Origin of the sequence: Rhodococcus artemisiae (assembly GCF_036327795.1) — a bacterium.
Classification (GTDB): Bacteria; Actinomycetota; Actinomycetes; order Mycobacteriales; family Mycobacteriaceae; genus Rhodococcus; species Rhodococcus artemisiae.
The window spans coordinates 1-25,231 of sequence record NZ_JAUTXY010000010.1 but is presented as its reverse complement, the minus strand read 5'-3'; the positions used below and the strand labels follow the sequence as shown (position 1 = coordinate 25,231).

Below are 25,231 nucleotides of genomic sequence, written 5' to 3'. Positions count from 1 at the left end.
ACCCATGTCGTCCCCTGTCTCTTCCGAAGCCGATCCGGATGATCTGCCGACAACCGAACCTGCAACGGTCATGATGTCGCACGAACCGGCCGATCCACGTCGGCGTCCGACCGATTTCCTTCGTGGTCCGGCCGGTAATGCGGCACTCCTCGGGGCCTGCGGAGCCGCCTTCGTGACCTTCGGCAGCTTCGGTGCGGGCAGTGTGCGCCGTGTCGACCCGCTACTCGAAGATGTGTACCTGTCGTGGCTTCGATTCGGGCACGGTCATCTGCTCTCCACGATCATCATCTGGATCGGTGTCCTGTTGATGATCGGTGCATGGGTCCGGCTGGGGCGTGCCGTGCTCGCCGACCACGCATCGGTCCGCGACCTCTGGAAGGTCCTGCCCGCGTGGACCGTGCCGCTGCTGGTCGCGACTCCGATGTTCAGCCGGGACGCCTACTCGTATCTCGCCCAGGGCGCCATGTTGCGTGAGGGATTCGATCCGTATTCGGAAGGTCCCGTCGTCAATCCGGGTCTGTTGCTCGACAACGTCAGCAACGTCTGGACCACGACGACCACCCCGTACGGGCCGGTCCATCTGTTGCTCGGCGCGGGCATCACCTCGATCACCGGCGACAACGTCGTCTCCGGCACGTGGCTGTGGCGGCTGCTGATGCTGCCCGGTCTGGTGCTCATGGCGTGGGGTGTGCCACGGCTCGCTCGCCGGATGGGCGGCAATCCCACCGTGGCGTTGTGGCTGGCGGTCCTCAACCCACTCGTCCTCGTCCACCTCGTCGGGGGTGTCCACAACGAGCTGCTCATGGTCGGGCTGATGCTCGCCGGGATCGTGCTCGTTCTCGAAGGACGGCATCTCAGCGGCTTCGCTCTGGTGTCGCTGGCCGCCGCGATCAAGGCCACCGCCGGACTCGCACTACCCTTTCTGGTGTGGGTGTGGATGATCCACGAACGCGACCGAGCACTCGCCGAGGGCCGCGAACCCGCCTCCCCGATCACACTCTTCACCAGAGCCGCAGGCACCGGAATCGCGGTGTTCGTGTTCGTGTTCGGCGGCACCTCGTTGATCGCCGGCGTCGGAATCGGATGGCTCACTGCGCTGTCCGGATCGTCGAAGATCATCAACTGGTTGTCGCTTCCGACGATGATGGGCCATGCAGTCACCTGGTTCACACCGTGGCGTCTGGGTTCCGTACTCGAAGTGACACGGATGCTCTGCATGATCGCTCTCGGCGCCATCCTGGTCTACGCGTGGTGGCGCTTCCGCCGAACCGAACGCGATGCCGTCCTGGGCATCATGATCGCACTCACCGCCGTGACACTGTTGTCGCCGGCCGCGTTGCCCTGGTACTACTCGTGGCCGCTGGTCGTGGCGGCGGCGTTCGCGATGTCGACGCGCACCCTGATGGTCCTCGTCGCGTTGTCGACATGGCTGATGCTGATCTTCAACCCGGACGGCTCGATCGGGATGTACAACATCGCGCACGTTGCGCTCGCCGTGTTCGCGGCCGTCGTCGCCGCGCTGTCGCTGCGCACCCCCGATCCCTTGCATCTGCGCGCGGCTTCGCGGTGAGGCCTGGTGTGCCGACACCACACATTTCGGCCGAGTCGGGGGCAGTCGCACCCGACCACCTCGATGAAGCGTTCCGGCTCTGTGCGTCACTGACCGCCGAGCACGGTCGCACCTACGATCTCGCTGCGAGACTCCTGCCGGAGCAACGCCGTCACGCCGTACACGCCCTGTACGGATTCGCGCGCATCGTCGACGACATCGTCGACGTGACCGACGTCGACGATCCGGCTGCGGCTGCGCGCGGCGTCGACGACGCGTACGCACGCCTGCATGCAGCCCTCGAGGGCGATCCAGGAGCGCTCGACCAGACCGGGCTGGTCGTGCGGGCCCTCACCGCAACCATCACCCGCTACGGCATCCCGGTGGAATACTTCGATGCATTCCTCCGGTCGATGCGGATGGACATCCCCGGCACCGCCGAACACCGCGTCCGATATCGCGACATGGACGAACTGCGCGAGTACATGTACGGGTCGGCCGCCGTGATCGGGCTGAAGTTGCTCCCGGTGTTCGGCGTCGATGACGTCGACGCGGCCGCGCCGTACGCGAGCACCCTGGGCGAAGCGTTCCAGCTCACCAATTTCATCCGTGATGTCGGTGAAGACCTCGACCGCGGCCGCGTGTACCTGCCCACCGACCTGTGGACGGCATTCGGCGTCGACGACGACCTTCTCCGCGCGGGCCGGAGCCACCATCGCCCCGACCCCCGGATACGACGCGCCCTCGCCCACGCCGTCGCTTTGACGAGAGACCGCTACCGCAAGGCCGAACCCGGATTGGATCTGCTTCCTCCCCGCATCCGACCGGGAATCAGCACCGCCTTCGTCCTGTACGGGAGGATTCTCGACGAAGTCGAGCACAGCGGCTACCAGGTACTGGACCGACGGGTGGCGGTGCCGCGCCACGCGCGGCTGTCGGTCGCGCTGAGGCAGGCAGCCTCGGGCATGCGCATCAGAAGACCGAAGTCGGTCCTGGACAACTGAGGCTGTGCGCTAGAACGCCGACGCCTGAGCCCGCCTGATCACTTCCCTCATCGCATCGGTGTGCAACGCGCTGATGGCGTTTCCGCCGGGGAGGGTGACGTCCTCGCGGAACATCCATTCCAGGATCTCTTCGTCGGTGAATCCCCCATCGTGGAGCACCGCTATGAGTCCCGGAAGACCTTTGGCGATCGCCCCGGTGTCGTCGAAGAACACCTCGGGTACGACGGGAACGCGGTCTCGTTTGATCGCCAGTAGCCGGCGATCGCGCAGCAGTTGGTGAACGCGGGTGATGACGAGATCGAGTTGCTTGGCCACGTCCACGAGTTGCAACACCGGAACGGTGCGGTCGAGGACGTCGTCGCAGTACGGAATAGTGCTCACGGTTCCACCGTATCGCCGAGGTACGAGGGGCACGTACGCGACCACCTGGCGGCACCATGGCTACGATCGACAGAGACGAAATCGGGACATCGAGACACGGGGGTACACCGGGTGACCGCTGGAGGCGACCACATGGTCGGCAAGCTCCTCGACCGGCGCTATCTGATCGAAGCACGGATTGCCCGCGGTGGCATGTCGACCGTGTACCGCGCCACCGATCAACGCCTCGATCGCCCGGTCGCGGTGAAGGTCATGGACCACCAGTTCGCTGCCGACCCCCAGTTCCTCGCACGATTCGAGTTCGAGGCCCGATCGGTGGCGCGGCTCAACCATCCGGGTCTCGTGGCGGTGTACGACCAGGGACAGGACGGCGACGACGTGTTCCTCGTCATGGAACTCGTCGAAGGTGGCACCCTCCGCGAACTGCTGCGCGAACGCGGGCCCATGCCACCGCACGCCGCGGCGGCAGTGGCAGCACCTGTCCTCGGAGCCCTCGCGGTGGCCCATCGGGCCGGACTCGTGCACCGCGACGTCAAGCCCGAGAACATCCTGATCTCCCGGAACGGCGAAGTGAAGATCGCCGATTTCGGCCTCGTCCGCGCGGTCGCGGCCGCGAATACGACGTCTCGCAGTGTGATCTTGGGTACGGCTGCGTATCTCTCGCCGGAGCAGGTCACGACCGGCAACGCCGACGCACGTAGCGACGTGTACTCGACCGGTGTGCTGATGTTCGAGATGCTCACCGGACGCACCCCCTTCACCGGCGACACGTCGCTGTCCGTCGCGTACCAGCGTGTCGAGAAGGACGTGCCCGATCCGGGTACGTGGATCGACGGTGTGCCGGAGGAGTTCGACACGCTGGTGCGTCACGCGACGGAACGTGAGCCGGGCCAGCGATACACCGATGCCGGTGCGATGGCCGATGCCCTCACCGACCTCAGCGACGCACTCGATCTTCCCCGCTACCGCGTGCCGGCGCCCCGGAAATCCGCTACCACGGCGACGGTCGCGGCATCGTCGCCGGTTGCCGGGGGCGCTGTCCCTGAGACCACCGTGGTCAGGCCGCCCGCCGCGGCTATCGCGGATGCGGCGCCGACCACGGTCCATCAGGCCGCGCCTCCACCCGCCCCGCAGGTCCACGCGCAACCGCAGCACACCAGGGTCGTCACGCGGGAGCACGCCCGGACCGAGGCCCAGGGGCACGACGGTGGTCCCGCGTCCGGTGGCGGCACGCAGGTCGACCATCGCACGAATCGACGCACCTCGCGGCGGACCACCGCCGTCTGGATCGCCGCGATCGTCGTACTCGCGCTGCTCATGGGCCTGGCCGGATGGTGGCTCGGGTCGGGGCGGATGATCGACATTCCTGCGGTGCAGGGCATGGATCGCGCTGCTGCCGTCACGGCCGTCGAGACTGCAGGCGCGACCGTCGAGACCCGCGGTGAGTATTCGGACGCCATTCCGATCGACACGGTGCTCGGCACCGATCCGGCGGTGGGTTCGCAGGTTCCGCGCGGCGACACGGTCGCGCTGCTGGTCTCGTTGGGGCGGCCGACGGTGCCGGGGGTGCCCGGTGGCGGCGACCGGAACACGGTCGAAGACGAATTGCGGCGGCGGACGTTCGAACCCGTCGACGGCGGTACGGCGTTCAGCGCGTCGGCACCGGAGGGGACTGTCGCGGCCCTCGATCCCGCGCCGGGCACCGTCCTGCCGGTCGGCGCGAAGGTCGAGGTGATCATCAGTAAGGGCGCCGCCCCAGTGGAGCTTCCGGATCTCGAAGGCCTGACCGTCGACGCCGCGCGAGCAGCGCTCGAGAAGGTCGGCCTGACCGTCCAGGACGAGCGGGACGTGTTCGATCCCGATATCGATGCAGGCCTGGTGTCGGGAACCGATCCGTCGGAGGGCGACAGGGTCGGAGCAGGCGGCACGGTGACTCTGCTCGTGTCGAACGCGGTGAAGGTGCCGTCGATGATAGGCCGATCGGTCGGATCGTCCCGTGGGGAACTGGAGAGGCTGGGACTGGAGGTGGAAGTGCGGCAGCTCGCCGGCTCCGACCGGTCCGTGGTGATCGGGCAGAGCCCCGGCGCCGGTGGCCGAACCGAACCGGGCAGCACGGTCGTGCTGACCGCCGTGCCCTGATCCGTTCGGCGCTCCCGGTCGCGGCGGCCGGCCGCGTGTACGAACCGGGCCGTTCTGTCGATTCAGCCCCGCAGCATCTCGGCGACGAGGAACGCCAGCTCGATGGACTGCTGCGTGTTCAGTCGCGGGTCGCAAGCCGTTTCGTAGCGGCCGTGCAGGTCCACGTCGGAGATGTCCTGCGCTCCGCCGAGGCATTCGGTGACGTCTTCACCGGTGAGTTCGATGTGGATGCCACCCGGGTGGGTGCCCAGCGCGCGATGCACCTCGAAGAAGCCTTGGACCTCGTCGACGATCCGGTCGAAGTGTCGGGTCTTGTACCCGGTCGATGACTCGTGGGTGTTTCCGTGCATCGGGTCGCACTGCCAGATGACCTTGTGCCCAGTGGCTTCGACGGCCTCGATGATGCCGGGCAGCAGATCACGGACCTTCGAGTGCCCCATCCGCGAGATCAGGGTGAGCCGACCGGGCTTGTTGTGGGGGTCGAGGCGTTCGACGTACTCTGCGGCCATCTCGGGAGTGGTGCTGGGGCCGACCTTCAGGCCGATCGGGTTGGAGAGCAGCTCCGCGAACGCGATGTGTGCGCCGTCGAGCTGGCGGGTGCGGTCGCCGATCCACAGGAAGTGCGCCGACAAGTCGTACAGGCGAGGCTCGTCCCCGGTGGTGTCGAGACGCAGCATCGCGCGCTCGTAGTCGAGCACGAGCGCTTCATGACTTGCGTAGATCGTCGCGGCACGCAGATTCGGATCGATGACCCCGCAGGCGTCCATGAACCGCAGGCCGCGGTCGATCTCGGAAGCGAGTGCCTCGTAGCGAGCACCGGCGGGCGACGATGCGACGAATTCGCGATTCCAGTCGTGGACCCGGTGCAGGTCGGCTTCACCACCGGACGTGACGGCACGCACCAGGTTCATCGCGGCGCTGGCGTTGGCATAGGCCCGGACCAGGCGTGACGGATCGTGGACTCGGACAGCGGCGTCGGCGACGATGGAGTTCACCATGTCGCCTCGGTACGACGGCAATCCCAGCGCGTCGGTGTCGGACGAGCGCGGCTTGGCGTACTGCCCGGCGATGCGCGCAACCTTGACGACCGGGGTCGATGCACCGTAGGTCAGGACGACGGCCATCTGGAGCAACGTGCGGATGTTGCCCTTGATGTGCGGTTCGGTGTTGTCCATGAACGTCTCGGCGCAGTCACCGCCCTGCAGCAGGAAGGCTTCGCCCCTCGCGACGGCCGCGAGTTGATTCTGCAGTTCCTCGACCTCGCGGGGCACCGTGATCGGTGGGACGCTCTCGAGGACGGTCCGCATCGCCTCGGCCTGGTCTTCGGGCCAACTCGGCTGCTGCAATGCGGGCTTGGACAACGCGATGTCGAGCTTTTCGCGCAGTTCCGAGGGCAGCGGCGGAAGTTCGGGCAAGCGGTCGATCGGTACGTCGACAGTCCAGTTCACCCCACAAGGATATGGCCCCGGCTGCCGAGCGTCACACAGGCCCGGTCATCCGGCCCGGCGGGCAACCTCGATTGCGTCGAACTTCGCGAGATTGTGACGGGCATCGGTGAGCGCATCGTGGTTGTCGTCGGGTACCGACGGGAGCTGCGGAGATCCGTGCTGTTCCCAGTGCTGCCGCAGTTCACGGGTGAATCGGGGCAACACATCGGGCAACTCCGGCATGGATCCCCACAGCTGGACCAGTGCTACGTGGTCGTATGCGCCTATCCACGCCCACAGCTCGGGCCGAATACCCACCCGGGGGACGAGAAACTTCAGAAGGTCGTCGCGGATGCGGCTTCGCGACTTCCAGGCCGGGTGGCCCGGGTTCGGCAGCTTGGGAAGGACATGGCGGCGAACCCACGGGCCCGCACGCTCGGGGTCGAATTCGGTGGACACCGCATAGAATTCGCGGCCGTCCTCGCACACGACACCGATCGACACGAGTTCGATGGTGCGTCCATCCTCGATGAACTCGCAGTCGTAGAAGTAGCGCACGTGGTCACATTATGCCCGGAACACCATGCGTCACCCCGCTTGGGTGTCGGGCATGCGATCGGCATCGGATGTGATGGCAGGTTCGGCCGGGATGGTCGCACCTTTCGGCGACGTGTCCTTCAAGGAGGCAGCATAGACGTCGACATATTCCTGACCGGCCAGCTGCATGAGCGAGTACATCACTTCGTCGGTGACAGTGCGCTCGACGAAACGGTTCCCGCCCATACCCTCGAAACGAGAGAAGTCGATCGGCTCGCCGACTCGAACGGTGATCTTCGCCGGCTTCCACATCTTGGAGCCGATCGGGTTCATCTTGTCGGTACCGATCATCGCGACGGGAATGACCGGCACTCCGGTCTCGAGCGCGAGACGCGCCAGGCCGGTCTTGCCCTTGTACAGACGTCCGTCGGGCGATCGGGTGCCCTCCGGATAGATGCCGAGCAGTTTTCCCTGCGAGAGCACTCGGACACCGGCGTTGAGTGCGTCCTGGGCGGCATCCGCGCCCGTCCTGTCGATCGGGACCTGGCCGACGGCGGAGAAGAACCAGCGCTGGAATCCTCCTTTGAGCCCGGTGCCGGTGAAGTACTCGCTCTTGGCAAGGAACGTGATCCGCCGCTTCGCCAGCAGCGGCAGGTAGAACGAGTCGAGCACAGCGCGATGGTTGCTGGCGAGAATGGCGGGCCCACCGGTCGGGATGTTCTCCCCGCCTTCGAGCTTGGGCCTACCCATGAGCCAGAGCAGTGGGCCCAGCAGGACGTACTTGAACAGCCAGTACCACATGGCAAACCTTCCCGGGATCGTCGACGCGGGCTCACCAAGCCCGCCGGTCGACTCTACGTCGCTCCCAGGGTCACACGCACGCCGCAGAGGTGCCCGGCTCCACGCGGGCGCTCAGGGAGTGACGAGAATCTCACGAGAAGGTCGTTTCCTGATTCGCCGTCATCGCCCGGCGGGCGAGGTCGGCCGCGCCGATCAATCCGGCGGCATCCCCCAGCTGCGCGGCACGTACCCGGGCAAGGGGTCGGTGTCCGGCACCGGTCGAGGCAGCGGCGTAGTGCTCTCGTGCGTCGTCGAGGAACAGCGACGCCGACCCCGACACTCCTCCTCCGACCACGATGAGTTCCGGGTCGTACACATCGGCGACGAGCGCCAGCCCCAGTCCGAGCCACCGAGCGAACTCGGCCATCGCGGCCAGAGCGAGCGGATCGCCGTCCTGCGCGGCGCCGGCAATCCGCCGGCCGGTCAGCGATCCCGGATCCGCAGCGGTTCCGGCGACCAGCTGCGAACGGCCGGGGTCGGCGGCGAGCATGTCGACGGCGATGTCGACCAACGCGGTGCCGCTGCAATATCGCTCCCAACACCCTCGTTTACCGCAGGGACAGGCCCTGCCGCCGGGAACGACCTGCAGGTGACCGAGTTCGGGTGCGACTCCGTGTGCGCCCCGGAAGATGCGGCCGTCCAGCATCAACGCGGCACCGATTCCGGTTCCGAGCGCCACCAGCACCGCGATCCGGCTGCCCGCGGCGGCGCCGAACCGGTATTCGGCCCAGCCCGCTGCGTTCCCGTCGTGTTCGAGGATCACCCGCAGCCCGAACCGGTCCGTGAGTCGTTCTGCGATCGGCGCGTCGACCCACGGGAGGTGCGGGGCGAACCGGACCGTGCGACAGTCGGCGGTGAGAAAGCCGGCGACCGCCAGTCCCACCGCCGAGACATCGTTGCGGTCGGCGAGTTGCCGGACGACCCGGTGCAGCGCGTCTTCGAGCACCGGCGCCGATCCGGGGGTCGGCGCACGAGCAGAGTCGATCACTGATCCGGACGCATCGACCACGGCGGCGCGGATGCTCGTGCCGCCCACATCGATACCGATCGTGGGCCGTTCGTGTTCAGCCATATCGTCAGTGTCCGCTGTCAGGGACGGATGGTGACGGAGATGGGCACGAACCCGCCTCGATCGGGAGGTTCCGGAGGCGGAGGGCCGTCGGGACCGGTGTCGGCCTCGGTGCGAGGAGGCGGCAGAAACCGGGCCACCAGTTCGCGGATGATCGCGATCAGCGCGGCAAGTTGCGACGCCAGCTTGGTGATCAGCTCGTGGTTTTCACCGCGAACGAGAGCGGCGACCGCGCAGAGGGGGCACCAGGTACAACCACCTGCGGTCTGCGCGGGCACACTCGCCTCGGCGGCGCTGTCATTCGACGGAGTATCCGTACGCGACGCACCGTCCTGTGCAGCCACCTGCTCGACCAGCGCCTCGACGCGATCGAGGACGGTGTCGGCGAGGATCCTCAGATCGGCCAGGAGGGCGTCGTGATCCGAACTCACTGCGGCCACACCGCCGGATCCGGGGCGAAGCGCAGCAGCAGATCGGTTCCGTCGAATTCCGCCTCCGACACGATGCAGCGACGCAGCCCGGAAGCCAGACGTAGTCGGCGACGAATGCCGTCGGCCCCCACAACGAGGTCGTCGTCGACCCGGCCGAGCGTGAGCGACGACGGATCGGCGAGCGGGAGATGCATCCGCATCGTGTACACCGCGTCCACCCCTGTTCCCGTGTCGTGACTGATCCGGACCGGTTCGATATCGCCCCCCTGCTGCGCTGGATCCCGGTCACCTCGGTGGTGCTGTGTCATCTCACCGAGCGACGTCATCTCACCGAGCGAGCGCAAGCCTATCGGTTCGCTGCTCCGGCGCTCGCATACGGCGACCGGTGTCTCGAGGACCTGCTCACGGATCTCGTCGACGACGGCACACTGCGCAGCGCGCGCGGACGCGATCCACTGGGCGGCAGGCCCGTCCTCGCCGAGGTCGGGCAGGACTCCGTTGACGATGACGGCGTCGAGCCGGAGTGTGGCCATCGCGGCCCAGGAGCGAAGCCTGCGTAATTCTGCGAATCCCGCGCGGTCCGGGGTCGTCACGAGTGTCACGCCCGTCCGGGTGCGGTCGTCGAGAAGGTCGCGGACCGCGCCGAGTCCACCGAGGATCCGGTCGTAGAGGGCCACGACCAACATCAAGCGCGGATCGGATCCGGTCGCGGCGGCGATCCGGCTGTGCTGCGGCCAGATTCGGTCCATGTAGTCGGAGAAGGTGCGGGGCGATGCGATCATCCGGAATGCGTCTGCCGACGCGGGTGCATCGACGATCACCGTGCTCCAACGTCCTTCGTCGGCCAGGCGCGCCACCTCGGCGAGCGCGAGAAGCTCCTGCACCGCGGGTAACCCGATGAGTTCTTCGGGGGCCGGCAGATCGAACTGCCCCGCGTGCTCATGTCCCCCCGTGACCGTCGCGAGTCGATGCAGGGTCGCGTAGCGCTTCTCGAGCAGCCCGAGCGAATCGATCTCGAGCACGTCGAGACCGTCGGTCACGGACGTGACGCCGGTTCCCACGTCGACGGCGAGGACATCGGCGAGCGAGTGTGCCTGGTCGATCGAGACGAGGAGCACCGAGCCGTCGACGCGCACGGTGGCGAGTGCCGTTGCCGCGGCAAGGGTGGTCTTGCCCCCTCCTCCCTTACCGAGAAACAGTCGTACGCGGGCGGGCCTCGTCCCGGCTTCGGTGTTCAGCCTTCCACCTTCTTCTTCAGTTCTTTGAGCGCAGTGTCGGTGATCACCTTCTCGGCCTTTCTCTTGAACAGGCCGATCATCGGGATGGTCAGATCGACGGTGAGTTCGTAGTCGACCACGGTGCCTCCGCCGGGGGCATCGCCGAGGACGTAGCTTCCGGACTGTGCCTTCTGGATCTCGCCGCTCTCGAGGTTCCAGCTGACTGCCCGGCCGTCCGCCGCCCAGCGGTATCGCAAGACATAGGTGTCCTTGACGATCCCCGCGTCGAGCACGAACCGGACGGTTTCCGCGCGGCCGTCGGGCCGCCGCTCGAGCACCTCGACGGTCTTGGCCGCCTCCACCCAGGTGGGGTAGGCGCCGAAGTCCGCGATCGCGGCCATCACCCGATCTGCCGGTGCATCGATGGTGATCGACCTCTTGGTCTTCTCGGCCATTCGACGAAGACTCCTTTTCAGTCCGTCCCGTGTACTGAAGGTGCGCAGCCGTCTCCGCCACCGGAGGTGCCGAGACCGACGTCGTTGTCTACCACACACCGTATCGACACGGTATCGGTCCGCTCAGGACCGGTCACGCGGAGACTCACCGGCGGGTCGTCCCGCTTCGAGGCGAGCCTTGACCTCGAAGGTCATCTTCTTCCCGGCGACCCTGCGCTCCCGGTTCATCGCTGCCAGGTCGAGTTCCGCGACACGGTCGGGGGCGACTCCGGTCGGCTCGCAGTGCAGGAAGTAGTGGATGATCGCGCCGTCGAGCGAAGGTTCGAGCCACACTTCCATCGTCCCGGTCAGCGAACCGGACACCGCCCAGCGGATTCCCTGTTCCGCACGGTCCTCACGTACGGTCAACGCGAGATCCGGCCACCACACCCGCCACCGGTCCGGCGCGGCGATTTCCGCCGAGATGCGGGCGGGGTCTGCCGCAATGAAAGTCTGATCCGACACCTGAATACTGCTCACGCGGACAGCTTCACATACCGCTCACCCTGCCGATTCGTCACCCCGCGGTTCGGTACACAGCTCCCGGCCGTTGCGGCGAGCACCCAGAAGTTGCCGCAGCTTGGCACCGAGAACGTCCCAACGCCACTGCGACGACACCCACTGCCGACCAGCAGTTCCCATCGTTACGGCCCGGTCCGGATCGGCAAGGACACCGGTGATCGCTGTCGCGACCGCGGACACCGAGGTGCCATCGACGACGAACCCGGTTTCCCCGTCGCGGACCGTCTCGGGGGCACCGCCGGATCTCCCTGCGACCACCGGCACACCTGTGGCCGAAGCCTCGAGATAGACGATCCCGAGACCTTCCACGTCGAGCCCGGCACCCCGGGTACGACACGGCATCGCGAATACATCCGCGATCGTGTGATGCGCTGCCAGCTCCGCGGCGGGCACACCGCCGGTGATCACGACGTGGTCCTCGACACCGACCTTGTGCGCCAGCTCACGAAGCGTGTCCTCGTACGGACCGCCACCGACGATGACGAGTACGGCGCCGTCGATGCGACGTCGGATCTCCGGCAGCGCCCGGATCAGGATGTCCTGTCCCTTACGCGGCACCAGTCTCGACAAACACAGCACCGTCGGCCGGTCACCGAGTCCGTACCGTGCGCGGAGTTCGGCGCGCGCCGCCGGGTCCGGCCGGAACACCTCGGTGTCGACACCGGACGGCAGGTGCTCGAGACCGGCCTCGGGACCGAACGCCGCCGCGAACCGGCCTCGGGTGTACCGGCTGACGTAGGTGACGGTGTCGGTCTCGTTGCCGATCCGACGCAGCGCCTGCCTGCCACCCGGCACCATCGACCAGCCCACTTCGTGACCGTGGGTGCTCGCTACGATCCGCTCGGCGCCGGCGCTGCGCAGCACCGGCGCCAGCAACGCCAGCGGCGCGGCGGCACCGAACCACACCGTGTCGCACCCGGTGTCGGTGAGCAGACGAGACGCACGACGTGCGACCGCCGGGGTCGGCAGCATCAGCGTCGTCGGATGTCGCACGACCTCGAACGGCTGGTCCGCGTCGTAGCGGATGTGACTGTCGCCGCGCCAGCGCGGTGCGTACACGACGACCTCGTCGGCAGGGAGCTGCGCCGCGAACAAACGCAGGTACGACTGGATTCCTCCCGGCCGGGGCGGAAAGTCGTTGGTCACCAGCAGCGTTCGCGACATGGCTACACCGTAGGGGGTGGGAGGCCGTGACCGCTCGACGGGGCCGGGTCGAGGGGAGGGGATCTCAGACTCGGTCGGTGAGCCAGTCGCCCCATCGGTCGACGACGTCCGCCGTGCTCATTCCCACGGTCGCGGTGAATGCGTCGCTCTGGCCGGCTTCCGACACCGGGCCGTCCGCGAGTGTGCGGTACAGAGAGGTCAGATCGTCTTCGCCGTACTCCTCGGCGAGGAACGTCGCGAGACTCCACGCTGTCTCGTAGGCGGTGCGGGAGCGGCCCGGGTCGGCGAAGTCGTCGTCGGTGGGAATCTGTGACGGCGCGCCGTTGCGAGTGAGCTCCCCGACGAGGTTCGGGGCGATTCGGCGGAGATCGGCACCGGTCACGGCTGATCCGGTATCGGAGCGGTAGCCGATGTAGTCGGCGTATCCCTCGAGGATCCACATCGGTGACCCGTCCACGGTCTGCGGCCGGGCCGCGATGTGCGCCAGCTCGTGCCGGAGCACCGCACGCAGGCCCTCCTGCGAGAGACGACTGCTCGCTGCCGGACTGAAGACGATGCGCTGGCCGCTGGCTCTGTCGTGCTCGGGGTCCACGGCATCGGAGATCGCCACCGCCGCGATCTCGTCACCGTTGTGCGCGGTGCCCACCTGGTCGGTGAACTCGTCGTGGCTCGAGGTGACCAACACGAGCGAGCGTTCCGGCCAGTCCGTCCCCCACACCTCCGACACCGCGTCCACCGCGGAGGGAAGCTCGTCTGCGATGTCGTCGACGAGGTCGGTCGTGTCCGGGTGAGCGAGGATCAATGACGTTCCGCCGGCCGTCGCGGTCGTCGTCATGTCGAGCGGTCCGTGGTCCCAAGGGCCCCTCCATGTCGCGGGCACCGACCCCGGAAGCGGCCGGTCGGATGCAATCTTCCATCCGTCGCTACGTGCGACGATCAGCAGCGCGACGGGTTTGCGGGTCGGCACCTCGTCGACGCCCTCGATTCCGTAGCGCAGCGACACCGTGAGGGCGCGTACGGGGTCGTCTCCGAACCGGCGAACGATCTCACTCGGGATGTCGGCTGCCGACTCGGTGCCCAGCTCGTATCCGAATTCGGCCAAGGGCACGCCGGTGAGTGCCTGGGCGCGGCGGGTCTCGGCCTCGAGCAGCTCCGGCCCGACGGCGGTGTCGATGATCTCGGCGAGCGCGGCGCGGTCGTCCGTGCGTATGGCATCCGCCCACGAATCGAGAAGTGCCTGCACCTCCACACGGACGTCCGACTCGGACGGTCCGGTGGTGTCAGGGGCAACGAGGAGCACACCTACGGCCGCCACCGCGAGCGCCAGCCCGGCGAGCCCGATCCGTTCCCACGGCACGCGACGACGGGGTCGGGGCAGGGTCTCCGGCGCGTGCACGGCGGCAAGTGTATGTGGCGCTCGGTGCCACCGTCCGTGCCGTGCGTCGGTTGCCTCCGGGAGCGGTCAGTAGCGTCGAGCGCTGTGGAACGGGAAGCTGTCCATCGCCTGCACCTTCACCGGCACACCGAACGTGGAGGCATGCACGATGTTTCCGTCGCCCGCGTAGATGCCGACGTGTGAAGCGTCGTTGTAGAAGATGATGACGTCGCCGGGTTGGAGATTGTCACGCGAGACCGGCGTCCCACCCTGGGCCTGCGCCTGGCTCGAGCGCGGCACGGTCTTGCCGACCTGTTGATATGCCCAGACCACGAGGCCGGAGCAGTCGAATTGGTCGGGGCCGGTGGCGCCCCACACGTACGGATCGCCGATCCGGGTGAGTGCGGCGCGGAGCGCTCCCGCGCCGTTGCCGGGAATGAGGTGCTCCATGATGCGATCGGCATCGAGACCGGGCGGGAACGGAGTGCCGGCGAGGATCGACTTCTCCTCGTCGCTCAGGTTGTCGAAGGCGTCGAGGACGGCCGCGATCTGCGACTCGAGTTCGGTTTCCTGACGCTGCAGGTCGTCGCGCAGCGCCTGCGCCTGCTCGGCCGCGACGCGAGCGGCTTCGGCCGACTTCCGAGATGCCGACGCGGCGGCCGCGGCGGCGTCGGTGGCTCGACGGAACCCTTCGATCTCACGATCGGTCTGCGCGCCCAGTACGTCCAGCATCACCATCTGGTCGAGAAGCTGTTGGGGTGAGTCGCTGACCATCACCGCGAAGAGGCGGTTGGTGCGCGAACCCCGGTAGTTGGCCTGGGCCAGCTTGTCGACGGTGGGCTTGAATCGCGCGACTTCTACCTGGGCTGCAGCGAGCGTGTCGTGGTCCGCGGCGGCGCGTGCATCGAGTTCGTGCTGCTCTGCGATCCGGGCGTCGAGGTCGATCCCGGCCTGGTGCAGTGCTTCGTTGGCCTGCTCGGACCGACGGGACAGGTCGGCGAGGTGTTCGAGTTTGGCGGTGGGACTGTCGCCGATGGGGTCGGCCACTGCAGGCGCGGAGGTGAGACCCAGGATGAGAAGTACACATGCGGCGAGAGCAGTGCGAACAGCCCGCCTGGCGGGAGCGGAGAACACTGGACTTGTCTTCCTTTCGCAAAGATCTCGATCAGGTTACGGAACCGCATAGCTTCGTGTCTACCCGCGGGTAGTGCACTGCATTTCGTTATCTACAGCATTCACCATCGCCGGTTCGGACCCGCCAACGGAGTGAGGGTGGACCGGTGATGTCACCGATCCACCCTCACAGGCACTGCTCGTCGATCAGAAGCGGCGGGCGCCGTCCACGGGCATCGAGTCCAGCGGAGCAACCTTCACCGGCTGGCTCGAGGTCGAGGCATGCACGATGTTGCCGTTGCCGATGTAGATACCGGTGTGGCTGCCGCCGTAGAAGGAGACGACATCGCCGGGCTGCAGCGCACCGACCGACACGTCCTGGCCGGCAGAGGCCTGCTGGTAGCTGGTGCGGGGGACACTCAGGCCCACCTGCTGGTATGCCCACTGCACAAGACCCGAGCAGTCGAACGCGTTCGGGCCCGTTGCGCCGTAGACGTACGGAGATCCGACCTTGCTGAGCGCGGCGTCGGCGGCGCGCTGGCCGACCGAGCTGAACGGCGCGGTGAAGGGTGCGGCGGGAGCGGCTTCAGGAGCCGGCGGGATGAGATCGGTGACCTCCGGCGGCAGGGTCACGCCGGCGGGGAGTTCGAAGGTGCCGACACCGGGGATGGTGACGGGCTCTGCCATCGCCGGACCGGCGGTGACGGTGACTGCACCGAGCGCGAGTGCGCCGGCAACGAGGGCGCGACGCACTGCGCGCTTGCTGTTCTGCGAGACCACGAGGGGATGTTCTCCAATTCTTCCGTTCACCCGCCGACCGAGTTAGCTGACGGATTCGGGCCGGAAGATCAGCCCTACCCCTCTCCGCGGGGCGGAGGAGGGGATTCACCCCAGTAACGCGTGTGGGTCCCCGGCTCGGACGCTCGAGGTCGAGCGGCCGATTAGGCGGTTACCTTGCGGCTCCAGCCCTCGGGAGTGGGCCGGACGAACTATTCCGCTTGGTCTCAGGAAGGTTACGAAACTGCATCGCCGAGGCCAACCCGAACTCGCGGAGAATGCGCACTAAGTCCGTTTCAGGCGTTTTGGGACCAGTGCCGCCGCCTTTTCATAACGACCCGATAACGGCGCGGAGGGCAGTCATCCCGGCCTGGCCGACCGGATCCGGACAGTACCACCGCAGATCTGCACACCTCAGTGACTCATCCCTGCTCAGGACGTCGCTCGGCCTTGCCCGCACACCTCCGGGACGACAACCCCGGCGTACCGCAGGGGCGCCCCACAACAGGGATGGGCACCCCGGGGATCCCCCGCTCGATCCGCCGTTCCCACGTGGGTGTGATCCTCATCTCATCGAGGGTGGAAAGTCCGGTTCCGGGGCGTGTCGGAGGTGGTTTCTACGCTCAGGCGCATGACGTCGCCCCCTACCGGTTCCGATACCGCCCTCGGCATCCAGCTCAGCTTCGACGAACTCGACACTCCCCTACGCGACACCACCTTCGTCGTGGTGGATCTGGAGACCACCGGGGGACGCTCGGGCGACGACGCCATCACCGAGATCGGGGCGGTCAAGGTCCGCAGCGGTGAGGTTCTCGGCGAGTTCGCGACCCTCGTCGACCCCGGCCGGTCGATCCCACCCGAGATCGTCCGACTCACAGGTATCACCACCGCGATGGTCTATCAGGCTCCTCGTATCGAGGAAGTACTCCCCGCGTTCCTCGAATTCGCCACCGGTTCGGTCCTCGTGGCGCACAACGCCGGGTTCGACACAGGTTTCCTCCGCGCGGCGGCGATCCGATGCGACGTGGCGTGGCCGCGGTTCCCTGTCGTCTGCACCGTCAAACTGGCGCGGCGGGTCCTCGGGCGCGACGAAGCGCCGTCGGTGAAACTCTCTGCACTCGCCGAACTGTTCAGCGTGTCGACACAGCCCACACACCGTGCGCTCGACGATGCACGCGCGACCGTCGACGTCCTCCACGCACTCATCGAGCGGATCGGCAACCAGGGGGTCCACAGCCTCACCGAACTGCGCGACTACATCCCCGCCGTCACGGCCGAACAACGCGCCAAACGCACGCTCGCCGCTCACCTGCCCCACCGGCCCGGCGTGTATTTGTTCCGGGGCCCGTCGGACGAAGCGCTCTACATCGGCACGGCCGTAGATCTACGTCGTCGCGTCCGCAACTACTTCACGGGTTCGGAGACCCGACCGCGCCTCCGCGAGATGGTCACGCTGACGACCCGTATCGACCACGTCGAATGCGCGCACGGCCTCGAGGCGGGGGTACGCGAACTCCGGCTCATCACCGCGCACACTCCCCCGTACAACCGTCGTTCCAAATACCCCACTCGCGGGTGGTGGATCACACTCACCGACGAGCCGTTTCCGCGCCTGGCGATCTCGCGCACGCCCTCGGCCGACGCGCTCGGCCCCTTCTCCGTCCGGAACGCAGCCGCCGAAGTGGCCGCCACCCTCTCCGAATTCAGTGGGCTGCGCACGTGCACCCGCAGGATCGGCCGGTCCGCGCGCCACGGCGACCGCTGCCTGCCCGACGCGGTCGGTGCCTGTTCGGCCGCCTCGTTCGGCCCGCAGAGCCCCGACGACTACTCCGGCCAGGTCCGGCGGGCACGCGCGCTCCTCCGCGGCCACGACGCCTCCGTGATCGTGCGGGCACAGGAGCGCATCGACGAATTGGCTGGCAGAGAACTGTTCGAGAACGCGGCACGACTACGCGACCGCACCGCCGACGCCGTCCGTGCACTACGACGCACGCAGCGCCTCGCGGCGCTCGCAGCCATCGACGAACTGATCGCGGCCCGTCCACGCGCCGAAGGAGGGTGGGATTTCGCCGTCGTGCGCGCCGGCCGGCTGGCGTCGGCCGGCGTCGCGGAACGCGGTGTGCGTCCCATGCCCGTCGTCGAAGCGATCGCGGCGAGTGCCGAGACGGTGGTGCTCGGACCGGGTCCGCTACGCGGTGCACCCCCAGAGGAGATAGGACTGGTCACTCGGTGGCTGGACTCCGACGGTGTGCGCATCGTGCGGACCTCCCACGGATGGTCCGAGCCTGTCGATGGCGCGGGCCGTTGGAGTGAATGGGCGGAGCTGGCACGACAGGCACGCGATACGTCCGGGGCAGTCCCGGAACCGGATGCCCACCGCATAGGCTGATCGGCACCGGAGGAAGATCTGCGTCACCGGAGTACAGACAAGGAGTCCCCATGATCAATGCCATCGTTCTGATCGACGCCGACGCCCACCGCATCCCGGAGACCGCTCGAGCGGTAGCCGACCTCGCCGGGGTCGACACGGTGTACTCGTGCGCCGGGGACGTCGATCTCGTGGCGATTGTGCGTGTCCGCGACCACGAGCAGATCGCCGAGGTCGTCACGCGGGGCATCAATATAGTGGAGGGCGTGAGCAAGACCGTCACGCACATCGCATTCCAGTCGTATTCGAGCGCCGACATCGAGGCCGGCTTCTCCATCGGGAACTGACCACCCTCGCATACGCACGAAAACAGGGGTGCCCGCCTCACGAGGCGGGCACCCCTTTCGGGTCACTGCGACCGTGTCAACGCTGGGCTTCGGTCCCGAGACGGGTCGTCACGGCAGCCCACTTCTCGAGCACCCTCGCAGCCGCACCACTGTCTACGGCGGTCGCGGCCTTGTCGAGCCCGGCCACGAGCGCATCCTCGAGGCCACCCTCGATACCCCGGAACGCGGCGATCGCGGCTGCGGCATTGAGAAGCACTGCATCACGGACCGGTCCGGCCTCGCCTGCAAGGCAGGCACGCGCGATGACCGCGTTCTCGGCGGCGTCGCCGCCCCGGAGCGCCTCCAGCGGCACCTGTGCGATCCCGAGCCTTGTCGGATCGAGTGTCCGGACCTCGACCGCACCTTCCCGAACGACATGCACAGTCGACGTCGTCGACGTCGTCAGCTCGTCGAGACCGTCGTCGCCACGCACGACCAGCGCCGAGTTACCGCGCTGCGCGAGCACCCCCGCAATGGTCGGGACCAACGACTCGAAGGCGCAGCCGATCAATCCCGCGCGGGGACGCGCAGGGTTGGTGAGCGGACCGAGAACGTTGAACACGGTCGGGATGCCGATCTGCTTGCGTGGTGCAGCCGCGAACCGCAGCGCCGGGTGATACACCGGCGCGAAGCAGAATCCGATGCCGGCTTCCTCGAGCGAGCGCGCAACCTGCTCCGGCCCGAGATCGATGTGCACCCCGAGTGCCTCGAGCACGTCGGCGCCGCCGCTTTTCGACGAGGCGGCGCGGTTGCCGTGTTTGACCACTCGGATTCCCGCTGCCGCCACCACGAGTGCCGCCATCGTCGAGATGTTCACGGTGTTGGCGCGGTCGCCGCCGGTTCCGACGATGTCGACCGTGTCGTCGTCGACCGGCACCAGATTGGCGTAGCCGAGCATCGTGTCGGCGAGGGCACGCAATTCGTCGGGTGTCTCACCCTTCATCTTCAGTGCGACGCCGAACGCCGCGATCTGTGCGGGGGTCGCGTTGTCGGAGAAGATCTCGTCCATTGCCCAGACGGCCTCGGGTCGCGTCAGATCACGACCTGCAGTCAGCGATCCGAGTACTGCGGGCCAACTGGCAACCACCTCGTGCGCCGTCTGCCTCGCGTTCATGCAACCCACCCTTCGCCACATCCGACTCGCTGCCGGGGCGCTGTTGCGCCCTCCGCCCGGAAAGCTTAGTCAGGCGGTGTCCGGGAACAGCAGGCCGCGTCACTCGGGCTGGAGCGCGTCCCATCCGAGGGCATTGCCGCCGAGACGTTGCGCGAGCGAGGCCATCCGCGACTTCTCCTGGGCGCAGTGCATCGCGTCGAGTCTCTGGACTCGCTGCAGTATCAGTGAGAGCGGAGTCCCCCCGTCTGCGGCAGAGTGTCCCGGGGACACCGGATGGGAAGGTACAGCAGCGGTATAGCCGTCCTGCCCGGCCAGCGCGAGTGCCTCCTCCACCGCCGCCGGCGGCAACTCCAGATGATGTCGCAGGACTGCGTCGTCGGCTTCGATCCAATGCGGTGCCCCCTGCGCGCCGCGATCGAGAGCTGTGGAGCAGGCCTCCGAGTCGTCGAACGATTCGACGACGACAACGAGATCCTGCCGGGTGACGTCGAGAGGCTCGGGTGTTCGCTTGGTCATAAGCCTGCGAATTCTCCCCAGCACACCCGCGTGTTCACTCATCCACTCCACCTTCACATCCGTCACACAGGGATGGCTCCGGGCCCGGAACTAGGCATTTCTCGACCCGGACGCACCAAAGACGCGCCGATTTCGGCCCCGATTGCCCATCACTTACTACGACGGGTCATACTAGCCAGCGTGACGAGCGCAGTAGGGACTTCAGGATCTGCAATCACACAGCGCGTGCACTCGTTGAACCGGCCCAACCTGGTCAGCGTCGGCACCATCGTGTGGTTGTCCAGTGAGCTCATGTTTTTCGCAGGGCTCTTCGCCATGTACTTCGTGGCACGGGCACAAGCGCCGGAGGGCATGTGGCCCCCGCCGCCCACCCATTTGAACCTGTGGCTGGCAGTACCGATCACGGCGGTGCTGATCGCGTCCTCCTTCACCTGCCAGCTGGGTGTGTTCGCAGCAGAGCGTGGCGACGTATTCGGCCTGCGACGTTGGTACCTCATCACGCTCGGCATGGGCACGTTCTTCGTGCTCGGTCAGGGCTACGAATACATCACGCTGGTCCAGCACGGCACCACCATCCCGGGCAGCGTGTACGGCTCGGTGTTCTACATGACCACCGGCTTCCACGGCCTGCACGTGATCGGTGGACTCATCGCGTTCGTGTTCCTGCTGTTCCGTACCAAGGTCAGTAAGTTCACTCCCGCGCAGGCCACCGCAGCCATCGTCGTGTCGTACTACTGGCACTTCGTCGACATCGTGTGGATCGCGCTGTTTGCCACGATCTATTTCATCCGTTAGCCAGCTGAACGCTTAGGCAGCCCCCTGACGTCCAGTCAGTCCCGACTTACATAAAGGGATACAGATGAGTTCATCCCCACCTCTCGCCCCCGAGGGTGACGACATGCCCGGTCGATCCTCGGCAGCCCCGGCTGCCACGTCCCGCCGTCAGCGCAAGCTCAGGCGCCGCGTCACCGGCGCCTTGGTGCTCGCCCTCGGTCTCCTCAGCGCAGGCTTCCTCGCCTCTGCACTGACGCCCGACCCGCAGGTGGCCACTGCCCAGGACGACCAGAGCGCTTTGATCCGCGAGGGCCAGCAGCTCTACGAGACCTCCTGTGTGACCTGCCACGGTGTCAACCTGCAGGGCATCGAGGATCGTGGCCCCACGCTGATCGGTGTGGGCGAAGCTGCGGTCTACTTCCAGGTGTCCTCCGGTCGTATGCCGGCCGCTCGCAACGAGGCGCAGGCCGAGCGTAAGAACCCGAAGTTCGACGCCCAGCAGACCGACGCCCTCGGCGCCTTCATCCAGGCCAACGGTGGTGGCCCGACGGTGATCCGCGACGAGAACGGGGAGATCTCCCAGTCCTCGCTGCGCGGCAACGACATCGGACGCGGTAGCGAACTGTTCCGCCAGAACTGCGCTTCGTGCCACAACTTCACCGGTCGCGGTGGAGCCCTCTCGTCCGGCAAGTTCGCGCCCAACCTCGATCCGGCCAACGAGCAGCAGATCTACACTGCAATGCTCACCGGGCCGCAGAACATGCCGAAGTTCTCCGACCGTCAGCTGACGCTCGAGGAGAAGCAAGACATCATCGCGTACATCAAGTCCGCCAGCGAGACTCAGGATCCGGGCGGATACGGCCTCGGAGGCTTCGGGCCCGGCGCTGAAGGTCCCACGATGTTCGCCGTTGGCATCGTCGCGGTTGTCGGTGCTGCACTGTGGATCGGAGCAAGGTCATGAGTAGCGGCGACACGCCGAACAAGCATTCGATCGAGAACCTCGATCAGATGAGCCGCGACGATCTCGTCGAGCTCGGCACGAACCTCGACGGCGTCGATGTCGTGTTCCGTAAGGATCGGTGGCCCGTCGAGGGCACCCGCGCCGAGAAGCGTGCGGAGCGCAACGTAGCCGCCTGGTTCACGCTGGCCGGCCTCGCAGGTCTTGCGTTCATCGGGATCTACCTGTTCTGGCCGTGGGAATACCAGAGCATCGACGACCCGCAGTACGGCTGGTACAACCTCTACACCCCGCTGCTCGGCCTGACCCTCGGTCTGTCGATCCTCGGAATCGGTGTCGGTGCAGTCCAGTTCACGAAGAAGTTCATTCCCGAAGAGGTGTCGATCCAGGATCGTCACGACGGACCGTCGGCCGAGGTCGATCGCAAGACGATCGTCGCCGAGCTGACCGACTCGCTCGAGACCTCGACGCTGACCCGCCGCAAGCTCGTCAAGCGGACCGCGATCTTCGGTGGTGGCGCGCTGGGCGTCGGGTTGATCATGCCGCTCGGCGGATTGATCAAGAATCCATGGGCCGAGGGCGACGACTCGCCGCTCTGGGTGTCCGGCTGGACTCCCCGCTACCCGGGCGAGACCATCTACCTGCGCCGCGACACCGGTCGCCCGCAGGACATCGTTCTGGTACGACCGGAGGACCTCGACGCAGGAGGCATGGAGACGGTCTTCCCGTTCCGTGAAGCCGACCGTGGCGACGACCACGCGCTGCTCGACAGCCTCCGCGGTATCCGCAACGCCGTCATGCTCATCCGTCTGCGGACCGACGACGCCGAGCGTGCCATCAAGCGCAAGGGCCAGGAGAGCTTCAACTACGGCGACTACTTCGCCTTCTCGAAGATCTGCACCCACCTCGGTTGCCCGACGTCGCTCTACGAGCAGCAGACCAACCGGATTCTCTGCCCGTGCCACCAGTCGCAGTTCGATGCACTCGAGTACGGCAAGCCGATCTTCGGTCCCGCTGCTCGCGCTCTTCCGCAGCTGCCCATTACAGTGAATGAAGAGGGCTTCCTCGTCGCCGGTGGCGACTTCATCGAAGCTCTCGGCCCGGCATTTTGGGAGCGTCGCCCGTGAGTACTGCAACTCAATCACACGCTGCAAAAGCAGGCGAGAACCTCGACTCGCGGTATCACCTTTCTGCTGGCATCCGCCGTCAGATCAACAAGGTGTTCCCCACCCACTGGTCGTTCCTGCTCGGCGAAGTCGCCCTGTACAGCTTCATCATCCTGTTGATCTCAGGTGTCTTCCTGACACTGTTCTTCGACCCGTCGCTGGCCCACGTCACGTACGACGGCGTGTACACGCCGCTCCGCGGTGTCGGCATGTCTCGCGCTTACGAGACCACCTTGAACATCTCGTTCGAGGTGCGCGGCGGCCTGTTCGTCCGACAGATCCACCACTGGGCAGCCCTGATGTTCGCCGCGTCGATCATCGTCCACCTGCTTCGCATCTTCTTCACCGGCGCGTTCCGTCGCCCACGTGAGGCGAACTGGGTCATCGGGTCGCTCTTGCTGATCCTCGCGATGTTCGAGGGCTTCTTCGGATACTCGCTGCCCGACGACCTGCTGTCCGGCACCGGCCTTCGCGCCGCGTTCTCCGGCATCACGCTGTCGGTTCCGGTCGTCGGCACCTGGTTGCACTGGATGATCTTCGGCGGAGACTTCCCCGGCGAGCTGATCATCCCGCGCTTCTACGTCCTGCACGTGCTGCTCATCCCGGGCATCATCCTGGCGCTGATCGCCGCTCACCTCGCACTCGTCTGGTACCAGAAGCACACGCAGTTCCCCGGCCCCGGCCGTACCGAGCAGAACGTGGTGGGTGTGCGCATCCTCCCCGTGTTCGCGGTCAAGTCCGGTGCATTCTTCGCGATGACGTTCGCAGTGCTGGCCCTGATGTCCGGCCTGTTGCAGATCAACCCGGTCTGGAACATCGGCCCGTACAACCCATCGCAGGTCTCCGCAGGCTCGCAGCCCGACTTCTACATGATGTGGACGGACGGTCTGGCTCGTATCTGGCCGGCCTGGGAGTTGTACCTGTTCGGCCGGTACACGATCCCCCAGCCATTCTGGATCGCGCTGCTCATGGGTCTCGTCTTCACGGTCCTCATCATCTACCCCTGGATCGAGAAGAAGTTCTCCAAGGACGACGCACACCACAACCTGCTGCAGCGTCCGCGCGACGTGCCGGTGCGTACGGGCCTCGGTGCGATGGCCCTCGGCTTCTACACGGTCGCCACCCTCATGTGCATCAACGACCTCATCGCGTACAAGTTCGATATCTCCATCAACGCGACGACGTGGATGGGCCGTATCGGCCTGGTGATCGTGCCTCCGCTCGCGTACTACATCGCCTACCGGTTCTGCCTCGGTCTGCAGCGCAGCGACCGTCAGGTGCTCGAGCACGGCATCGAGACGGGCATCGTCCGCCGACTGCCGCACGGCGAGTACATCGAGATCCACCAGCCGCTCGGCCCGGTGGACGACCATGGACACCCGATTCCGCTCGACTACCAGGGCGCTACAGTGCCCAAGCGGATGAACCGACTCGGCAGCGCGGGTAAGCCCGGTCTCGGTAGTTGGTGGAGCGCGGATCCTGCCGACGAGGCGGCTGCACTCGAAGCGGCTCATCACGAGAGCGAAGCCGAGCTGCGCACGATCCTGAAGGAATACCAGGACCGGGTCTACAGTGAGGCCGACGGAGACGACTCCAAGGCGCTGTCCGACAAGGACGGCAACGGCGAAGCGCACTGACGCCGCTTTACCTGCTCGACCTTCTGCAGAGGGCCCCGAACCTATCGGCGGTTTCAAGGGGTCGGCGCAACACTGCCTGTCAATAGGTGGTGATTAGATCACGCAGACGCTCGGCTGGAGTATCCCAGCCGAGCGTCTTGCGTGGTCGGCCGTTGAGTTCCTGGGCGACATGCTCGAGGTCCTCGGGACCGTAGACGCTCAAATCGGTGCTCTTCGGGAAGTACTGCCGCAGCAACCCGTTCGTGTTCTCGTTACTGCCCCGCTGCCACGGAC

The 25,231-nt window shown here is 66.7% G+C and carries 25 protein-coding genes and 1 riboswitch; of the genes, 9 read left to right on the top strand and 16 right to left on the bottom strand.

Annotation, left to right across the window (positions count from 1 at the left end):
• The first annotated feature begins 70 nt into the window (after window positions 1–70).
• Window positions 71–1,570, top strand: a complete 1,500-nt coding sequence (locus tag Q7514_RS20190; RefSeq protein WP_408016148.1) for an alpha-(1->6)-mannopyranosyltransferase A — start codon at window positions 71–73, stop codon at window positions 1,568–1,570.
• 8 nt (window positions 1,571–1,578) lie between these two features.
• Window positions 1,579–2,553 carry a phytoene/squalene synthase family protein gene (locus Q7514_RS20185; RefSeq protein WP_408016138.1) on the top strand — a complete coding sequence of 325 codons (975 nt, stop codon included), beginning with the start codon at window positions 1,579–1,581 and terminating at the stop codon, window positions 2,551–2,553.
• Window positions 2,554–2,562: 9 nt separating this feature from the next.
• Here Q7514_RS20185 and Q7514_RS20180 read toward each other — a convergent pair whose 3' ends face one another.
• Window positions 2,563–2,934 (bottom strand): Rv2175c family DNA-binding protein, encoded by a 372-nt coding sequence (locus tag Q7514_RS20180; protein WP_330135050.1) that lies wholly within the window; start codon window positions 2,932–2,934, stop codon window positions 2,563–2,565.
• Window positions 2,935–3,045: 111 nt separating this feature from the next.
• On the opposite strand from Q7514_RS20180, the gene pknB reads away from it, so the two are divergent.
• On the top strand, window positions 3,046–5,073 hold the full coding sequence (gene pknB, locus Q7514_RS20175; protein WP_330135049.1) for a Stk1 family PASTA domain-containing Ser/Thr kinase: 2,028 nt from the start codon (window positions 3,046–3,048) through the stop codon (window positions 5,071–5,073).
• Window positions 5,074–5,135: 62 nt separating this feature from the next.
• Here pknB and Q7514_RS20170 read toward each other — a convergent pair whose 3' ends face one another.
• The 12 genes from Q7514_RS20170 to Q7514_RS20115 form a co-directional block, all read right to left on the bottom strand.
• The gene (locus Q7514_RS20170) at window positions 5,136–6,521 is read right to left on the bottom strand and encodes a class II 3-deoxy-7-phosphoheptulonate synthase (RefSeq protein WP_132472919.1); all 1,386 of its coding nucleotides are present in this window, start codon (window positions 6,519–6,521) and stop codon (window positions 5,136–5,138) included.
• Window positions 6,522–6,566: 45 nt separating this feature from the next.
• The gene (locus Q7514_RS20165; RefSeq protein ID WP_330135048.1) at window positions 6,567–7,058 is read right to left on the bottom strand and encodes a polyadenylate-specific 3'-exoribonuclease AS; all 492 of its coding nucleotides are present in this window, start codon (window positions 7,056–7,058) and stop codon (window positions 6,567–6,569) included.
• 30 nt (window positions 7,059–7,088) lie between these two features.
• Complete coding sequence (locus Q7514_RS20160) at window positions 7,089–7,838, bottom strand: lysophospholipid acyltransferase family protein (RefSeq protein WP_330135047.1); 750 nt, start codon at window positions 7,836–7,838, stop codon at window positions 7,089–7,091.
• Between the two features lie 130 nt (window positions 7,839–7,968).
• Complete coding sequence (locus Q7514_RS20155; protein ID WP_330135046.1) at window positions 7,969–8,949, bottom strand: ROK family protein; 981 nt, start codon at window positions 8,947–8,949, stop codon at window positions 7,969–7,971.
• 17 nt (window positions 8,950–8,966) lie between these two features.
• Window positions 8,967–9,377, bottom strand: coding sequence for a hypothetical protein (locus tag Q7514_RS20150; RefSeq protein WP_330135045.1), 411 nt, complete (start codon window positions 9,375–9,377; stop codon window positions 8,967–8,969).
• Window positions 9,374–10,576 (bottom strand): ArsA family ATPase, encoded by a 1,203-nt coding sequence (locus tag Q7514_RS20145; RefSeq protein WP_330135243.1) that lies wholly within the window; start codon window positions 10,574–10,576, stop codon window positions 9,374–9,376. The genes Q7514_RS20150 and Q7514_RS20145 overlap by 4 nt, the downstream gene beginning before the upstream one ends.
• A 35-nt stretch (window positions 10,577–10,611) precedes the next feature.
• A complete protein-coding gene (locus tag Q7514_RS20140) occupies window positions 10,612–11,049 on the bottom strand; it encodes an SRPBCC family protein (protein WP_330135044.1) in 438 nt (145 codons plus the stop codon).
• A 123-nt stretch (window positions 11,050–11,172) separates the two neighbouring features.
• A complete protein-coding gene (locus Q7514_RS20135; protein ID WP_330135043.1) occupies window positions 11,173–11,568 on the bottom strand; it encodes a polyketide cyclase / dehydrase and lipid transport in 396 nt (131 codons plus the stop codon).
• A gap of 21 nt (window positions 11,569–11,589) precedes the next feature.
• Window positions 11,590–12,774: a glycosyltransferase family 4 protein gene (locus tag Q7514_RS20130; protein WP_330135042.1), complete on the bottom strand. Its 1,185-nt coding sequence runs from the start codon at window positions 12,772–12,774 to the stop codon at window positions 11,590–11,592.
• Between the two features lie 64 nt (window positions 12,775–12,838).
• Complete coding sequence (locus tag Q7514_RS20125) at window positions 12,839–14,170, bottom strand: hypothetical protein (RefSeq protein WP_330135041.1); 1,332 nt, start codon at window positions 14,168–14,170, stop codon at window positions 12,839–12,841.
• A 66-nt stretch (window positions 14,171–14,236) separates the two neighbouring features.
• Window positions 14,237–15,283: a C40 family peptidase gene (locus Q7514_RS20120; RefSeq protein WP_330135040.1), complete on the bottom strand. Its 1,047-nt coding sequence runs from the start codon at window positions 15,281–15,283 to the stop codon at window positions 14,237–14,239.
• Window positions 15,284–15,469: 186 nt separating this feature from the next.
• Window positions 15,470–16,042 (bottom strand): C40 family peptidase, encoded by a 573-nt coding sequence (locus tag Q7514_RS20115; protein WP_330135039.1) that lies wholly within the window; start codon window positions 16,040–16,042, stop codon window positions 15,470–15,472.
• 15 nt (window positions 16,043–16,057) lie between these two features.
• Window positions 16,058–16,220: riboswitch (cyclic di-AMP (ydaO/yuaA leader) on the bottom strand.
• Between the two features lie 450 nt (window positions 16,221–16,670).
• Between Q7514_RS20115 and Q7514_RS20110 the strand changes: the two genes are divergently transcribed.
• Both Q7514_RS20110 and Q7514_RS20105 read left to right on the top strand, forming a co-directional pair.
• Window positions 16,671–18,428 (top strand): DEDD exonuclease domain-containing protein, encoded by a 1,758-nt coding sequence (locus tag Q7514_RS20110; RefSeq protein ID WP_330135038.1) that lies wholly within the window; start codon window positions 16,671–16,673, stop codon window positions 18,426–18,428.
• A gap of 50 nt (window positions 18,429–18,478) precedes the next feature.
• Complete coding sequence (locus Q7514_RS20105; RefSeq protein WP_330135037.1) at window positions 18,479–18,754, top strand: Lrp/AsnC family transcriptional regulator; 276 nt, start codon at window positions 18,479–18,481, stop codon at window positions 18,752–18,754.
• 76 nt (window positions 18,755–18,830) lie between these two features.
• Here the strand turns inward: Q7514_RS20105 and trpD are convergent, their stop codons facing one another.
• Together trpD and Q7514_RS20095 are read right to left on the bottom strand one after the other, a co-directional pair.
• Window positions 18,831–19,907: an anthranilate phosphoribosyltransferase gene (gene trpD, locus Q7514_RS20100; RefSeq protein ID WP_330135036.1), complete on the bottom strand. Its 1,077-nt coding sequence runs from the start codon at window positions 19,905–19,907 to the stop codon at window positions 18,831–18,833.
• Window positions 19,908–20,006: 99 nt separating this feature from the next.
• Window positions 20,007–20,465 carry a hypothetical protein gene (locus Q7514_RS20095; RefSeq protein WP_330135035.1) on the bottom strand — a complete coding sequence of 153 codons (459 nt, stop codon included), beginning with the start codon at window positions 20,463–20,465 and terminating at the stop codon, window positions 20,007–20,009.
• Between the two features lie 138 nt (window positions 20,466–20,603).
• Here Q7514_RS20095 and ctaE point away from each other — a divergent pair, with 138 nt between their 5' ends.
• The 4 genes from ctaE (at window position 20,604) to qcrB (ending at window position 24,958) form a co-directional block, all read left to right on the top strand.
• Entirely contained in the window at window positions 20,604–21,218 is a 615-nt protein-coding gene (gene ctaE, locus Q7514_RS20090; protein ID WP_330135034.1) for an aa3-type cytochrome oxidase subunit III, read from the top strand.
• Between the two features lie 103 nt (window positions 21,219–21,321).
• Window positions 21,322–22,158, top strand: coding sequence for a cytochrome bc1 complex diheme cytochrome c subunit (qcrC, locus tag Q7514_RS20085; protein ID WP_330135242.1), 837 nt, complete (start codon window positions 21,322–21,324; stop codon window positions 22,156–22,158).
• Entirely contained in the window at window positions 22,155–23,282 is a 1,128-nt protein-coding gene (gene qcrA, locus Q7514_RS20080) for a cytochrome bc1 complex Rieske iron-sulfur subunit (RefSeq protein ID WP_330135033.1), read from the top strand. The genes qcrC and qcrA overlap by 4 nt, the downstream gene beginning before the upstream one ends.
• Window positions 23,279–24,958 (top strand): cytochrome bc1 complex cytochrome b subunit, encoded by a 1,680-nt coding sequence (gene qcrB, locus Q7514_RS20075; RefSeq protein WP_330135032.1) that lies wholly within the window; start codon window positions 23,279–23,281, stop codon window positions 24,956–24,958. The genes qcrA and qcrB overlap by 4 nt, the downstream gene beginning before the upstream one ends.
• Window positions 24,959–25,037: 79 nt before the next feature.
• Here qcrB and Q7514_RS20070 read toward each other — a convergent pair.
• Window positions 25,038–25,231, bottom strand: a 194-nt coding sequence (locus tag Q7514_RS20070) for a transposase (protein WP_408016137.1), incomplete at its 5' end; no start/stop codon positions are given.

Excerpts from the sequence above, each read along its gene's own strand:
- Q7514_RS20130 (WP_330135042.1), bottom strand. The coding sequence starts at position 12,774 with ATGTCGCGAACGCTGCTGGTGACCAACGACTTTCCGCCCCGGCCGGGA.
- Q7514_RS20140 (WP_330135044.1), bottom strand. The coding sequence starts at position 11,049 with ATGGCCGAGAAGACCAAGAGGTCGATCACCATCGATGCACCGGCAGAT.
- Q7514_RS20160 (WP_330135047.1), bottom strand. The coding sequence starts at position 7,838 with ATGTGGTACTGGCTGTTCAAGTACGTCCTGCTGGGCCCACTGCTCTGG.
- trpD (WP_330135036.1), bottom strand. The coding sequence starts at position 19,907 with ATGAACGCGAGGCAGACGGCGCACGAGGTGGTTGCCAGTTGGCCCGCA.
- Q7514_RS20190 (WP_408016148.1), top strand. The coding sequence starts at position 71 with ATGATGTCGCACGAACCGGCCGATCCACGTCGGCGTCCGACCGATTTC.
- qcrA (WP_330135033.1), top strand. The coding sequence starts at position 22,155 with ATGAGTAGCGGCGACACGCCGAACAAGCATTCGATCGAGAACCTCGAT.
- Q7514_RS20110 (WP_330135038.1), top strand. The coding sequence starts at position 16,671 with ATGACGTCGCCCCCTACCGGTTCCGATACCGCCCTCGGCATCCAGCTC.
- Q7514_RS20105 (WP_330135037.1), top strand. The coding sequence starts at position 18,479 with ATGATCAATGCCATCGTTCTGATCGACGCCGACGCCCACCGCATCCCG.
- Q7514_RS20095 (WP_330135035.1), bottom strand. The coding sequence starts at position 20,465 with ATGAGTGAACACGCGGGTGTGCTGGGGAGAATTCGCAGGCTTATGACC.
- qcrC (WP_330135242.1), top strand. The coding sequence starts at position 21,322 with ATGCCCGGTCGATCCTCGGCAGCCCCGGCTGCCACGTCCCGCCGTCAG.
- Q7514_RS20155 (WP_330135046.1), bottom strand. The coding sequence starts at position 8,949 with ATGGCTGAACACGAACGGCCCACGATCGGTATCGATGTGGGCGGCACG.